Genomic DNA, 13,111 nt, shown 5'->3' with positions numbered 1-13,111 from the left:
CAGGTGAGGACGGTACTCGCAACTCCACACGAGCGCACATCGAGTTCATCGACCGGATACGCGCCGTTGACGTGAGTTTTCGCCACGTTCGCCCAGGGTCTCCCGTACGGAAGGCGTGGCCGCCTACGCTCGGCCCTCGTTTGGCAGACGTTGACAGGTGCGGGACATCACATCGAGGAGCGTTCATGACACAGGGTGCGCGGAATACGCCCGGACGGCGGACCGTACTGGGTGCGGCGGTACTCGGCTCGGCGGCCGTGGCGCTGCCCGCCTCGGCGCAGGCGGCCGAGCGCGCCGTTGAAGCCGGGCGGGGCGGCCACGGACCGGCGAAGCCGGCGCTGCCCGTACCCACGATCATCGGCCACCGCGGAGCCAGCGGCTACCGTCCCGAGCACACCCTCGGCTCGTACCAGCTGGCCCTCGACCTCGGCGCGCATGTGATCGAGCAGGACCTGGTGCCCACCAAGGACGGCCATCTGGTGTGCCGTCACGAGAACGACATCACGGCCACGACCGATGTCGCGGACCACCCGGAGTTCGCGGGCCGCAAGACCACCAAGAGCGTCGACGGCGTCAGCCTCACCGGCTGGTTCACCGAGGACTTCACGCTCGCCGAGCTGAAGACGCTGCGCGCCAAGGAGCGCATCCCCGGCGTCCGGCAGCGCAACACCCTCTACGACGGCCGCTGGGAGATCCCCACCTTCGAAGAGGTGCTGCGCTGGGCGGACGAGCAGGGCCGCCGCCTCGGCCGCAAGATCTGGCTGTACACCGAGACCAAGCACCCCACCTACTTCCGCGGTCTCGGCCTCGGCCTGGAGGAGCCCCTCGCGAAGCTGCTGCGCCGCTACGGGCGCGACCGCAAGGACTCCGCGATCTTCCTCCAGTCCTTCGAGCCGAGCAGCATCCAGCGACTGGCCAAGCTGGTCTCCTCGCCGCGCGTCGTCCTGCTCGACGCCGCGGGCACCCGCCCGTGGGACTTCAAGGTCGCGGGCGACCCGCGTACGGTCGCCGATCTGGTCAAGCCCGAGGGCCTGAAGTGGATCGCGTCCTACGCGCAGGGCATCGGCCCGACCCTCGACCTGATCATCCCGAAGGACGCCACGGGCAAGCTGGGTACGCCCACCACGCTGGTACGGGACGCGCACGCGAAGGGGCTGATCCTCCACCCGTACACGCTGCGCGACGAGAACGCGTTCCTGCCGGCCGACTTCCGGCGCGGTACGGACCCGAACGCGTACGGCGACGCCTTCGGCGCCTTCCGGGCCTACTTCGAGCAGGGCATCGACGGCATCTTCACCGACAACCCGGACACCGGTCTGCTGGCGCGGGCGGACTTCGTCAGCCGCTGACCGCTTGTGCCCCGGTCGGGTGACCGCCCGGCCGGGGAGCAACCGCCCGTCGTCGCGTGGACGTCACGGCGGGCATGACATCAGTCCGGCCCACCCGGCCCCTCCCCGCTTCCCGACCGCCCCAGCCCATGGCGCACCGCCCGCCGGCGGCCGTCCGCCCTTCGGAGTCCGCGCGGTCTTCGGCGGCTCTCGTCCACGCGCTGCTCCCGCTGGTGCGCGCGGAGGCGGCGGCGGAGGCGCCGGGGGCCGGGGCCGAGCCGGGGGACCTCGAACAGGCCGCCTGGGTACGGCTGCTGGAAGGGCCGACCGCCGAACCCTGGCCGGGCGACCCCGCGCGCCGGGTACGGGATGTCGTACGGGCCGAGGCCCGCCGCGCCCGGCGCACCGCCGCCCGCGAACTGCCGTACCGCTACGAACCCGTCGCCGCGCCCGACTCCGACCCCGAGCGCGCCGCGCTGCGCACCGACCGGACGCGGACGCTCCGCGCGGCGGTCGGCCGCACCCCCGGCCGCTGTCCGCTGGTCCTGACCGCGATGCTGTCGCCGGAAGACCTCACCTACCGCGAGATCGCGGGGGAGTTGGGTATGTCACAGGGCAGTTTGGGACCGTTACGTTCCAGATGCCTGGGATGCCTGCGCAGAATGCTGGCCGCCGAGGTTGCGGCTCCTGAACTCGGGGGAAAGGAGCGATAGACCACCGGCGGACCAAGTGAGCGGGAGGCATGCACACATGGGCATGAGCGTGACCATCTCAGCGGCGAGCGCGCAGGACGCTGAACAGATCCTGAAGCTGCAGTACCTGTGCTACCAGAACGAGGCCGAGCTGTACGGCGACTACACCATCGAGCCCCTGACCCAGACGCTCGACGACCTGAGGGCCGAACTCGCCCAGGGCCACGGCCTGGTGGCCAGGCTCGGCGACGAAGTGGTGGCGTCCGTGCGCGGCAGTATCGACGCGACGGGCACCGCCCGGATAGCCAAGCTCATCGTCCATCCCCGGATGCGGCGCCACGGCCTCGGCGGACGGCTGCTCGACGCCATCGAGACGCATTTCGCGGGACAGCCCGCCGCCCAGCGCTTCCAGCTCTTCACCGGCCACCGCAGCGAGGGCAATCTGCGGCTGTACCGCAGCCGCGGCTACGCCCCGGTGTCGACGGAGCAGGCGGGCCCCCGGCTGAGACTCGTCACCCTGGAGAAGGAAGCCGCGGGCGTCGGGGCGTACGTCGCCAGCGCCTGACGTGAGGGCGGAATCCCCGGCGGCGCGACCCCAGGGGCACAGCCTCAGGGGTACGAAGGGGGTTCCGCTTCTCGATCACCCGGCTCGATCACCGGCGCAGGCGGCCGTGCGGTGGCCTACCGCCGCGCCGTGCGCAGCCAGAGAATGCCGGTGACCGGCAGCAGCACCGGAATGAAGAGATAGCCCATTCCGTAGTCGGACCAGACCGTGGCGTCCGGGAAGGCCGACGGATCGGCCAGCGTCCACGTCCCGATGGTCAGGACGCCCACGAGCTCCGCGGCGCAGCAGAACAGAGCGGCTTTGCGCGCCGTCTCCCCGCCGCGCACCAGCGTGTAGGTGATGAACGCGTAGACCACGGCGGCGACGGCGGAGAGCGTATAGGCCAGCGGCGCGTGGTCGAATTCCGTGGCGATCTGATAGGCGGACCGGGAAACCGCGCCGACCGACATCACGCCGTACAGCCAGACCAGCAGCAGCCCAGGACCCCGGACCAGCCGGACCGGTGTCCCGTCGGCGCCTTCGGTGGTCATGTCGTCAGCCTTCCCAGATGTCATGGAGCCGTACTTCCAGCACGGCCAGGACGACCGCTCCGGCGGCGACCGTGACCGAACCCCAGCGGGTCCGCTCGCTCAGCGACAGGAACCCGGCCGCGGGGACCGCGAACAGCGCGCCCAGCAGATACGAGACGAAGATCACCGAGCCCTCGTCGGCCTGCTCACCGCGCGCCAACCGCACGATCCCCACCACCAGCTGCGCCAGCGCGAGCACCGACACCACGGCCATGCCGATGAAGTGCCAGTCCTTGGTGGGCTGGTCGCGGTAGGCGGCGAAGCCGCACCAGGCGGCGAGGGCGAGCGCGGCCACGGAGACCGTGACCGTCAGGGCGACAAGCATGGGCCGAGCGTATTACGGGGCGAAAGGCCCGCCGCGCGCGCCCCCGCGAGGCCGGAGCGGACGAGCCCCGGGACCGTGGCCTTGACCACAGCGTGCGACCGCTCCGAGCGGGCCCCGGCCGGCGCCGTCCTTCCCTTCTCCGTGATATCCGCGCAGGTCACGGCCGGTATGGCGGGCGCACGTACCGACTGATGGCCGCCACCACCGACTGTCCTGGACCTCGGCGGGGTGTCCGTATGCCGCGATGGAGACGTCCGCTATACGGACAACCCCCCGGCATCCGTACTCACGTCTGTTTTACTTACCGCATGACCACAACGAGCTACCGCGTCCCCGCGACCGAGGCGAACCACACGCCCGGTGCTCGTTGTCTGTGTCGAATGTGCGCCAACTGAGGGCCCCTGCCTGAGCCTCGCGCCCCGAAGCGAGACCCGACAGCCGAGCCGCGTCCGTCCTCCGTGAAGGTCATGAGCGCCATGGCCCGAAGGCCGGCCGTCGCATCGTGCCTGCCCCGCGTGCGCCGCCTCCCGGTCACCCACCGCGTCAGCGTGCCATGCCGGAAATCCGGAAATGACGAATGCCCCGTGCCCGGCGGACCCCTCGCCGCGCACTCGACAGTGATGGAAACCCCTGTGATCACTACTACGGGCCTGACGAAGATCTACCGGTCCCCCCAGTCGCGCGGCCGCGAAGTCACCGCGCTCGACGGCGTCGACCTGCGTGTCCGCGAGGGCGAGGTCTTCGGGGTCGTGGGACAGAGCGGCGCCGGGAAGTCCTCGCTCATCCGCTGCGTCAACCTCCTCGAACGCCCCACCTCCGGCACGGTCACCGTCAACGGCCAGGACCTCACCGCACTCGCCGGCCGCGGCCGGCGGGCGGGCAAGGAGCTGCGCCGGGCGCGCAGTTCGATCGGCATGGTCTTCCAGCACTTCAATCTGCTGTCCTCCCGCACGGTCAAGGACAATGTCGAACTGCCGCTGGAGATCCTTGGCGTGGCGGGCCGGGAACGTACGCGCCGCGCCCTGGAACTGCTGGACCTGGTCGGTCTCGCCGACAAGGCCAAGGCGTATCCGGCCCAGCTCTCCGGAGGCCAGAAGCAGCGCGTCGGAATCGCCCGCGCGCTGGCGGGCAACCCCAAGGTGCTGCTCTCCGACGAGGCGACGAGCGCCCTCGACCCGGAGACCACCCGCTCGATCCTCCAGCTGCTGCGTGACCTCAACCGGCAGCTCGGACTGACGGTGCTGCTCATCACGCACGAGATGGAGGTCGTGAAGACGATCTGCGACTCGGCGGCACTGATGCGCACGGGCCGGATCGTCGAGTCGGGCACGGTCGGCGAACTGCTCGCCACCCCCGGATCCCAGCTGGCACAGGAGCTGTTCCCGGTGGGCGGTACGGCCTCGGGCCCCGGTCGTACGGTCCTCGACGTCACCTTCCACGGCGCCGCCGCGACCCAGCCGGTGATCTCACAGCTCGCCAGGACCTACAACATCGACATATCGATCCTGGGCGCGGCGATGGACACCGTCGGCGGCCGGCAGATCGGCCGGATGCGGATCGAACTGCCCGGCGCCTACGAGGACAACGTCGTACCGATCGGTTTCCTGCGCGAGCAGGGTCTCCAGGCCGAGGTCGTGGACGACGCGGACACGGACACGGACACGGACACGGACACGGGTACAGACGCGGACACGGACACGGGCACAGGCACGGACACAGAAGCCACCGTCCCCGCGCAGAGCCCCGCACTTGTGAAGGAAGATGCCAAGTGACCTGGTCGCAGATGCAGCCACTGCTGTTCCAGGGGACCATCGACACCCTCTATATGGTGCTGTGGTCCGCGCTCGTCACCCTCGCCGGCGGACTGCCCCTCGGCATCCTGCTGGTCCTCACCGACAAGGGCGGACTGCTCCAGAACGCCGTGGTCAACAAGGCCGTCGGGGTGATCGTGAACATCGGCCGCTCGCTGCCGTTCATGATCCTGCTGATCGCGCTGATCCCGTTCACCACTCTGGTCGTCGGCACCTTCATCGGCCCCACCGCGATGATCGTGCCGCTCGCGATCGGTGCCATCCCGTTCTTCGCGCGGCTCGTCGAGACGGCGATCCGCGAGGTCGACCACGGACTGGTCGAGGCCGTCCAGGCGATGGGCGGCTCGATCCCCACCATCGTCCGCAAGGTGCTGCTGCCGGGGGCCCTGCCGTCGCTGGTGTCCGCCGTCACCACCACCGTCATCGTGCTCATCGGCTACTCGGCCATGGCCGGGGCGGTCGGCGGTGAAGGACTCGGATCCAAGGCCGTCACCTATGGATTCCAGCGCTTCGAGAACGGCTTCATGATCGCCACGGTCGTGGTCCTGATCGCGATCGTCACCGTGGTCCAGCTAATCGGCGACGGGGTCGTACGGCTGCTGGCGCGCCGCGGCCGTACCGCCACCTGACCGGATCCCGCCCCCCGGATCCCCTCGGATCCCACCACCCGGCCCGCACTCCTTGTCCGGGCCTTGTCCCTCGTATCACCAGAAAGAGGCACTTTTCGTGCGTACCACCCTCAAGTTCAGCGCGGCAGCCGCCGCCACCGCCGCTCTCACCCTCGGCCTCAGCGCCTGCGGCACCGCCTCCGACCCGGGCTCCTCGTCCGCCGCCGGATCCTCCGCCGACACCTCCAAGCCGCTCGTCGTCGCCGCGTCCCCGACGCCGCACGCCGACATCCTGAACTTCGTCAAGAAGAACCTGGCGGACAAGGACGGCCTCAAACTGGAGGTCAAGGAGTTCACGGACTACGTCCTGCCGAACACCGCCACCCAGAGCGGCGAGGTCGACGCCAACTTCTTCCAGCACAAGCCCTACCTGGACGACTTCAACAAGAAGAAGGGCACCGACATCGTGCCCGTCGTCAATGTCGAGCTGGAGCCCCTTGGCCTCTACTCCACGAAGGTCAAGGACCTCAAGGAGCTCAAGGCCGGCCAGAGCGTCGCCGTCCCCAACGACACCACCAACGAGGGCCGCGCGCTCAAGCTGCTCGCGGACAACGGCGTGATCACGCTGAAGGACGGCGCGGGCTCCGACGCCAACCTCTCCGACATCAAGGACGCCAAGGGCCTGAAGTTCAAGGAGCTGGAGGCCGCCACGCTGCCCCGTGCCCTGAACGATGTCGACGCCGCCGTCATCAACGGCAACTACGCCATCGAGGCCGACCTCAAGCCCGCCAAGGACGCCCTCGCCCTGGAGAAGGCCGACGGCAACCCGTACGCCAACTTCCTCGCCGTCAAGCGCGGCGCCGAGAAGGACCCGCGGGTGGAGAAGCTCGCGAAGCTCCTGAACTCGCCCGAGGTGAAGAAGTACATCGAGGACACCTACGAGGGCTCGGTCGTGCCCGCGTTCGGTGCGGCCAAGTAGTCACCGCAGTAACGTCCTTGTCGGCGAGAGCCCCGTACACGCCCGTCGTGTACGGGGCTTCCGCATCCGTACGGACCCGGTCATGCGCATCCCCCACCCGATGCTGCATGCTGTGCATTTACGACGGACTGAGGCATGGAGCTGTGCATGACTACCACCTTTCCGGACGTTTCCATCAGCACGGAGCGGTTGGTGCTGCGCCCCTTCGAGCCGGCGGACATCCCGGCGCACATCGAGATGATGAATGACGAGATGGTCACGGCCTGGACCTCCGTGCCCCATCCGTATACGAGAAGAGACGCCGAGGAGTGGATCGGCAAAATCGCCCCCGCCGAGCGCCTGGAAGGGCGCGGGATCGCGTTCGCCGTCACCGAGTTCCTCACCCAGCGGCTCGTCGGCGTCGTACGGCTGCGGAACACCAACTGGCACGCACTCGCCACCGAGGCCGCGTACGTGACCGCGCCCTGGGCGCGCGGTGAGGGATACGCCACCGAATCGGTGCTCGCGGTCGCCCAGTGGCTCTTCCGCGACCAGAAGTTCGAACGCATCGAGGTGCGCACCCCCGCCGGCAACACCGCCTCGCAGCAGGTCGCGCAGAAGACCGGCTGCATCAGCGAGGGCGTCCTGCGCAACGCCTGGATAGCGCGCACCCAGACCGAGGACGGGGGCTGGACCGACATCCGCACCGACCTGATCGTCTGGAGCCTGCTGCCCGAGGACCTTGAAGGCGTCGCCGAACAGATGGCGGACGCGACGGGCTACGCGTCCTTCACCGACTGGAACTGACGGCCACCCCCCACCGCCCGGCCGCCTGCCGACCCGGCCAGGTACTCTCACCGTGCGCTCACGACCGTACGGGCAACTCTCCGTGCGGCGGCGCGATCAACGACCACCGGCGGCGATCCCCCACCCTGCCCGCTTCCGCCCCGCTCAAGACGACTTTACGGAGACTGACGACGATGGCCGACCGCGTCACGGTGATCGGCTGGGACGGCTCGCCCCTCACCGCCGCGGCCAAGTCCGCGCTCTCCGCCGCCACTCTGGTGGCCGGAGCCGCCCACCATCTGGCGCTCCCCGAGGTGCCGCCCGGCGCCGAGCGCATCCGCCTCGGCTCGATAGACCTCGCGGCCCGGCGGATCGCCGGACACCGTGGCAGCGCCGTGGTCCTCGCCGACGGCGACCCCGGCTTCTTCGGCGTCGTACGCACCCTGCGCGCCCCGGAACACGGCCTTGAGGTCGAAGTCGTCCCCGCGGTCTCCGCCGTGGCCGGCGCCTTCGCACGGGCCGGGATGGCCTGGGACGACGCCCAGGTCGTCGTCGCCCACCGCCGTACGCTCCGCCGCGCCGTCAACGTCTGCCGGGCGCACACCAAGGTCGCCGTCCTCACCTCCCCGGGCGCCGGACCCGCCGAACTCGCGCTGCTCCTCGACGGGGTCCACCGCACCTTCGTCATCTGCGAGGAGCTGGGCACCGACCGGGAACAGGTCACCGTCCTCACCTCCGACAAGACCGCCGACCATGTCTGGCGCGACCCGAACGTGGTGATCGTCATCGGCGGAGTCGGCACGGCGCTCTCCCCGGGCAGCGGCTGGATCGCCGGCCGCGACCCCGGATACCCACCGGCCGAACGCGGCTGGGCGCTGCCCACCGAGGAGTACGGCGTCGAGCTGGACGAAGGCGAGTCGACCTGGCTGCGCGCCGCCCAGCTGGCCCGGCTCGGTGCCCGTATCGGCGACCTCGTCTGGGACATCGGCTGCGGCAGCGGAGCGCTCGCCGCCGAGGCGGCCCGCTTCGGCGCGGCCGTCATCGCCGTGGACGACGAGCCGGGAGCCTGTGCCAGCACGGCCGCCGCCGCCCGCCGCGCGGGCGTACAGCTCCAGGTCGTCCAGGGGCGGGCGCCCCATGTACTGGAGCGGCTGCCCGAGCCCGATGTCGTACGGATCGGCGGCGGCGGTATCGATGTGGTCACCGCCTGCGCCGACCGCCGACCCGAGCGCATCGTCACCCACGCGGCCACCCGGGACGAGGCCGAGGCGGTGGGAACGGCCCTGGCGGCAGGCGGATATGAGGTGGAGTGCGCACTGCTCCAGTCCGTCGGACTGGACACCGGCGACTGGTCGGAGCGCGAACGCTCCGTCGTCTTCCTTGTCTCCGGACAGCGTCCGGAAAGCGGCCCCTGACCCTGCTTCCGCGCCGCGCGGGGTAGGCTGGCCGATCGTTGTACAGCAGCCGGGCGTTCGTCACTTCGTTCGTCAATGTCCGGAAAAGGGGCCCGTTTTGGGCCCTGATGTGGTACGGCGAGAACCGGGGGACGCGCGACGTGGCGCAGTCCACAGCGGGCCGTGGCGGATACCACCGCCAGGGCCCTGAAAGACCGCGGGAGCCCAAACACCAGGGCCGACGCGGGGCTTTCGTGCCGCCCGGCGCCCACGCTCGTTGTTCATGACGGGCGCCGGAAGCGCCGCGGATCGGGCGCCCCGGTGGAAGGGCTGAAGGAGCAGAACCAATGGGCGAGGGGTACGCACATGACTGACACCGGCCAGATCCCGGTCGAGGGACTGCCGGAGAACGCAGGCATGGTGGAGCAGCCGGGCATCCCCGCTCCCGGCGCGTACACCTACCTCGACCCCTCCGCACCCGTCACCGAGGACGAAGACCTCCTGCTCATGCCGAGCGCCCAGGGCGGCTGGAACGACCCCCAGGTGGTGCCCGCCGAGGCGCCCGTCGCCTATGCCGCGCCCGAGGGGTACGCCACACCCGACGGGTACGCCGCCGCGCCGGAGAGCTACGCCCCGGCGGCGCCCGAGGGATACGCCGTTCCCGAGCAGGCCCTGATCCAGCAGCAGATGCCGCCCATACAACAGCCGGCGCCGATCGAGGAGCCGGTGGCACACGTTCAGGCCGAGGCGCCGGACGGCTACCAGCCACAGCCGGAGTTCACCGCCGAGCCGGAGCGGGCCCCGGTCGTGGAGGCCGAGTTCGAGCAGCCGGCCGCCCCCGTGGAGCCCGAAGCCCCGGCCGTCGCCGAAGGGGTGACCGACCCGCCTCGGCTCGGTCGGACACCGCACCAGCCGGGCGCGCACGAGGCCGGTGGCCGGGACACCGGTTCGGTCGACCTCACCGGCGTACGTATCCCGGCGGCCGTACCCGCGCCCGCCTCTGTCCAGACACCGGTGCGCCGTCCGCTGCACATGGGCCCGCCGGTGCCCGACCCGACGGGCGGCGTGGTGCGTTCGCTCGCCGACCGGGGACCCGCGGGCGCGCCGACACAGGCCGTCCGGGTACGCGCCCAGGCCCAGGGGCCGGCCACCGCGGGCCCGGAGTACCTGGACGTCCCGCGTGAGGAGCCCGCCGTCCTGGCCGGGCCCCAGCTGAGCGAGATTCCGCCGCAGGCGGGGGCTCCGTGGTCGGCCGAGCCGCCGCCCGCCGTGCCTGAGCCCGTGGCCGTGGCCGTGGCGCCGGAGGCGCCGGCAGAAACGGTCGTCCCGGAGCCGCAGGACCAGGCCGAGCCCGTGCCCGCACCTGTCCCCGTCCCGGCTGAGCCGGAGCCCGCGGAGGCCGCGGAGCCCGCGGAGGCCGCCGCCGTCGAGCCGGAACCGCGGCCGGAGCCGATCGCCCCCGAACCGCCCGCCGCGGAGCAACCGCCGGAGCCCGAGCCGGAACCCGAGCAGCGGCCCGAGCCCGTGGCCGAGAGCCCGGCCGCCGAGCCGGCCGAAGCGCAGGAGGCACCGGCTCCCGCCGCCGAGCAGATCGAACAGCCTGCGGAGGAGCCCGTACGCGTAGTGGCCCCGGAGCCCGAAGCCGCGCCGGAACCCGAGCCGGTCCAGGAGTCCGCCCCCGAAGCCACGCCCGAACCCGTACCGGTCCAGGAGTCAGCCCCGGAACCGGCGCCGGAGCCGGCCCCCGGGCCCGAAGCCGCACCGGAACCTCTCGCGGAGGCAACCGCCGTACCGGAGCCCGCCGCCGTACCCGTACCCGTACCCCTACCCGTATCCGAGCCCGAGCCTCAGGCCGAGGCGCAGCCCGAGCCTCAGGCGGAGGCTGAGCCCGCGCCCGAGCCCGCGCCCGTCGCGCAGGAAGGCACCGCGGCCCCGTCCGGCTACGACGACGCCGAACGCGACGCCGTGCTCCGTGTGATGCGCGAGCGCCGGGACATCCGTAACGGATTCCGCTCCGACCCCATCCCGCACGAGGTCCTGCTGCGCGTCCTGGAAGCCGCGCACACCGCGCCCAGCGTGGGCCACTCCCAGCCCTGGGACTTCGTGGTCATCCGCTCCGCCGAGACCCGGCGTTCCATGCACGAGCTGGCGCAGCGTCAGCGTGACGCGTACGCCAAGGCGCTGCCCAAGGGCCGGGCCAAGCAGTTCAAGGAACTGAAGATCGAGGCCATCCTCGACACCCCGGTGAACATCGTCGTCACCGCGGACCCCACGCGCGGCGGCCGGCACACCCTCGGCCGGCACACCCAGCCGCAGATGGCCCCGTACTCCTCGGCGCTCGCCGTGGAGAACCTGTGGCTCGCCGCCCGCGCCGAAGGCCTCGGCGTCGGCTGGGTCAGCTTCTTCGACGAGCGCGAGATGGTGCGCGCGCTGGGACTGCCCGAGCATCTCGAAGTCGTGGCGTATCTCTGCGTCGGATACGTCGACGAGTTCCCCGTGGAGCCCGAGCTGATGCAGGCCGGCTGGTCCAAGCGCCGGCCGCTTTCCTGGGTCGTCCACGAGGAGACCTACGGCCGCCGCGCCCTGCCCGGCGAGGAGCCGCACGACCTGCTCCAGGAGACCATCGCCGGAATCCGCCCGCTGGACGCCAAGGCGCTGGGCGAGGCCTGGGAGCGCCAGAAGCGGATGACCAAGCCGGCCGGCGCGCTCGGCATGCTGGAGATCATCTCCGCCCAGCTCAGCGGATTGTCCCGGCTCTGCCCGCCGCCGATCCCGGAACCGGCCGCCGTCGCGATCTTCGCGGGCGACCACGGCGTGCACGCGCAGGGGGTGACCCCGTGGCCGCAGGAGGTGACCGGCCAGATGGTCGCCAACTTCCTGGGCGGCGGCGCGGTGTGCAACGCGTTCGCGACCCAGGTGGGCGCGGAGGTATGCGTCATCGACGTGGGCGTCGCGGGCGAACTCCCGGCGACGCCGGGCCTGCTGCCCCGCAAGGTCCGCGCGGGTACGGCCGACTTCACGACGGGTCCCGCGCTGAGCCGCGACGAGGTCCTGGCGGCGATCGAGGCCGGAATCGAGACGGCCCGCGATCTGGTGGCCGCGGGCAACAAGGCCCTGCTCACCGGAGAGATGGGCATCGCCAACACGACCGTCTCGGCCGCGCTGATCTGTGTCTACACCGGCCAGGACCCGGCGGAGGTCACCGGACGGGGGACCGGCATCAACGACGAGATGCACGCCCGCAAGGTCGACGTCGTCCGCCGGGGTCTCGACCTCCACCAGCCCGACCCGTCCGACCCGATCGGCGTCCTCGCGGCGATCGGCGGCCTGGAGCACGCGGCCCTGGTCGGATTCCTGCTCGGCGGCGCGTCGTTGCGTACGCCGGTCATCCTGGACGGCGTGAGCGCCGGCGCGGCGGCGCTGGTCGCCCGAGCGATCGCCCCGGAGGCGCTGGCGGCATGCATCGCGGGCCACCGCAGCGCCGAGCCGGGCCATGTCGCGGCCCTCAACAAACTCGGCCTGCGCCCGCTGGTCGACCTGGACCTGCGCCTGGGCGAGGGCACGGGCGCGCTGCTGGCGCTCCCGGTGGTCCAGAGCGCGGCGCGGGCGATGCACGAGGTGGCGACGTTCGACTCGGCGGGGGTAACGGAGAAGTAGCCTCCCGGCAGGAGGCGTTGTTCGGGCGGCGTTTCGGCTGGGGCCGGTTTCCGGGGTGCGCCGTCCGGCGGGGGGTGCGGTCCGGCCGTCTTTGGCTGGGGCCGGTGGTCGGGGTGCGGGTTGTTGCCGGGGTGCGCTCCGGGGCTCGCGTCCGGGACTGCATGATTTACGGCGCGCAGTTGCCCAGCGTTTGGACACTGGCGGTCGCGCGCCACAAATCACGCTCTACGTCCCGGACACGACCCCTGCGCGCCCCCCTTCACTGCCCGCACAAGCCACGCGTTCGTGCGCAAGGGCGGACGGGGGAGGCGGCGGCACGCTCCCGCACCCGGCCACTCACCCCCGCCAGGACGGCGAGTGGCGGGGCCCACCGGCCCGCACCCACCCCCAACCCCCAGCCGGGCGGCGGGACCAGGCG

The 13,111-nt window shown here is 71.6% G+C and carries 11 protein-coding genes; 9 read left to right on the top strand and 2 right to left on the bottom strand.

Features of this window, described 5'->3' with window-relative positions; all coding sequences use genetic code 11:
• The first annotated feature begins 185 nt into the window (after window positions 1-185).
• The 3 genes from ACFRMN_RS27905 (at window position 186) to ACFRMN_RS27895 (ending at window position 2,585) form a co-directional block, all read left to right on the top strand.
• Window positions 186-1,349 carry a glycerophosphodiester phosphodiesterase gene (locus ACFRMN_RS27905; protein WP_383024193.1) on the top strand — a complete coding sequence of 388 codons (1,164 nt, stop codon included), beginning with the start codon at window positions 186-188 and terminating at the stop codon, window positions 1,347-1,349.
• A 128-nt stretch (window positions 1,350-1,477) separates the two neighbouring features.
• Complete coding sequence (locus tag ACFRMN_RS27900; RefSeq protein WP_383024190.1) at window positions 1,478-2,041, top strand: RNA polymerase sigma factor; 564 nt, start codon at window positions 1,478-1,480, stop codon at window positions 2,039-2,041.
• A 37-nt stretch (window positions 2,042-2,078) separates the two neighbouring features.
• A complete protein-coding gene (locus ACFRMN_RS27895) occupies window positions 2,079-2,585 on the top strand; it encodes a GNAT family N-acetyltransferase (protein WP_383024188.1) in 507 nt (168 codons plus the stop codon).
• Between the two features lie 116 nt (window positions 2,586-2,701).
• On the opposite strand, the gene ACFRMN_RS27890 is transcribed toward ACFRMN_RS27895, so the two are convergent.
• Window positions 2,702-3,115 carry a hypothetical protein gene (locus tag ACFRMN_RS27890; protein WP_383024186.1) on the bottom strand — a complete coding sequence of 138 codons (414 nt, stop codon included), beginning with the start codon at window positions 3,113-3,115 and terminating at the stop codon, window positions 2,702-2,704.
• 4 nt (window positions 3,116-3,119) lie between these two features.
• The gene (locus tag ACFRMN_RS27885) at window positions 3,120-3,479 is read right to left on the bottom strand and encodes a hypothetical protein (RefSeq protein WP_383024183.1); all 360 of its coding nucleotides are present in this window, start codon (window positions 3,477-3,479) and stop codon (window positions 3,120-3,122) included.
• 632 nt (window positions 3,480-4,111) lie between these two features.
• On the opposite strand from ACFRMN_RS27885, the gene ACFRMN_RS27880 reads away from it, so the two are divergent.
• The 6 genes from ACFRMN_RS27880 to cobT all read left to right on the top strand — a co-directional run bounded on the left by ACFRMN_RS27880 (window position 4,112) and on the right by cobT (window position 12,693).
• Window positions 4,112-5,251, top strand: coding sequence for a methionine ABC transporter ATP-binding protein (locus ACFRMN_RS27880; RefSeq protein ID WP_383024180.1), 1,140 nt, complete (start codon window positions 4,112-4,114; stop codon window positions 5,249-5,251).
• Complete coding sequence (locus tag ACFRMN_RS27875) at window positions 5,248-5,919, top strand: methionine ABC transporter permease (RefSeq protein WP_383024177.1); 672 nt, start codon at window positions 5,248-5,250, stop codon at window positions 5,917-5,919. The genes ACFRMN_RS27880 and ACFRMN_RS27875 overlap by 4 nt, the downstream gene beginning before the upstream one ends.
• A gap of 97 nt (window positions 5,920-6,016) precedes the next feature.
• Window positions 6,017-6,877, top strand: coding sequence for a MetQ/NlpA family ABC transporter substrate-binding protein (locus ACFRMN_RS27870; protein WP_383024175.1), 861 nt, complete (start codon window positions 6,017-6,019; stop codon window positions 6,875-6,877).
• A gap of 147 nt (window positions 6,878-7,024) precedes the next feature.
• Window positions 7,025-7,663: a GNAT family N-acetyltransferase gene (locus tag ACFRMN_RS27865; RefSeq protein WP_383024172.1), complete on the top strand. Its 639-nt coding sequence runs from the start codon at window positions 7,025-7,027 to the stop codon at window positions 7,661-7,663.
• Between the two features lie 173 nt (window positions 7,664-7,836).
• Window positions 7,837-9,057 (top strand): precorrin-6y C5,15-methyltransferase (decarboxylating) subunit CbiE, encoded by a 1,221-nt coding sequence (gene cbiE, locus ACFRMN_RS27860; protein WP_383024169.1) that lies wholly within the window; start codon window positions 7,837-7,839, stop codon window positions 9,055-9,057.
• Window positions 9,058-9,402: 345 nt separating this feature from the next.
• A complete protein-coding gene (gene cobT, locus ACFRMN_RS27855; RefSeq protein ID WP_383024167.1) occupies window positions 9,403-12,693 on the top strand; it encodes a nicotinate-nucleotide--dimethylbenzimidazole phosphoribosyltransferase in 3,291 nt (1,096 codons plus the stop codon).
• Window positions 12,694-13,111: the final 418 nt, after the last annotated feature.

The sequence above is a fragment of the Streptomyces sp. NPDC056835 genome (genome assembly GCF_042789485.1).
In the GTDB taxonomy this organism is placed as follows: domain Bacteria; phylum Actinomycetota; class Actinomycetes; order Streptomycetales; family Streptomycetaceae; genus Streptomyces.
This window is presented reverse-complemented; position numbering and strand designations above follow the sequence as displayed.

Coding starts and splice junctions, on each gene's coding strand:
- ACFRMN_RS27905 (WP_383024193.1), top strand. CDS start 186: ATGACACAGGGTGCGCGGAATACGCCCGGACGGCGGACCGTACTGGGT.
- ACFRMN_RS27900 (WP_383024190.1), top strand. CDS start 1,478: ATGGCGCACCGCCCGCCGGCGGCCGTCCGCCCTTCGGAGTCCGCGCGG.
- ACFRMN_RS27895 (WP_383024188.1), top strand. CDS start 2,079: ATGGGCATGAGCGTGACCATCTCAGCGGCGAGCGCGCAGGACGCTGAA.
- ACFRMN_RS27890 (WP_383024186.1), bottom strand. CDS start 3,115: ATGACCACCGAAGGCGCCGACGGGACACCGGTCCGGCTGGTCCGGGGT.
- ACFRMN_RS27885 (WP_383024183.1), bottom strand. CDS start 3,479: ATGCTTGTCGCCCTGACGGTCACGGTCTCCGTGGCCGCGCTCGCCCTC.
- ACFRMN_RS27865 (WP_383024172.1), top strand. CDS start 7,025: ATGACTACCACCTTTCCGGACGTTTCCATCAGCACGGAGCGGTTGGTG.
- cbiE (WP_383024169.1), top strand. CDS start 7,837: ATGGCCGACCGCGTCACGGTGATCGGCTGGGACGGCTCGCCCCTCACC.
- cobT (WP_383024167.1), top strand. CDS start 9,403: ATGACTGACACCGGCCAGATCCCGGTCGAGGGACTGCCGGAGAACGCA.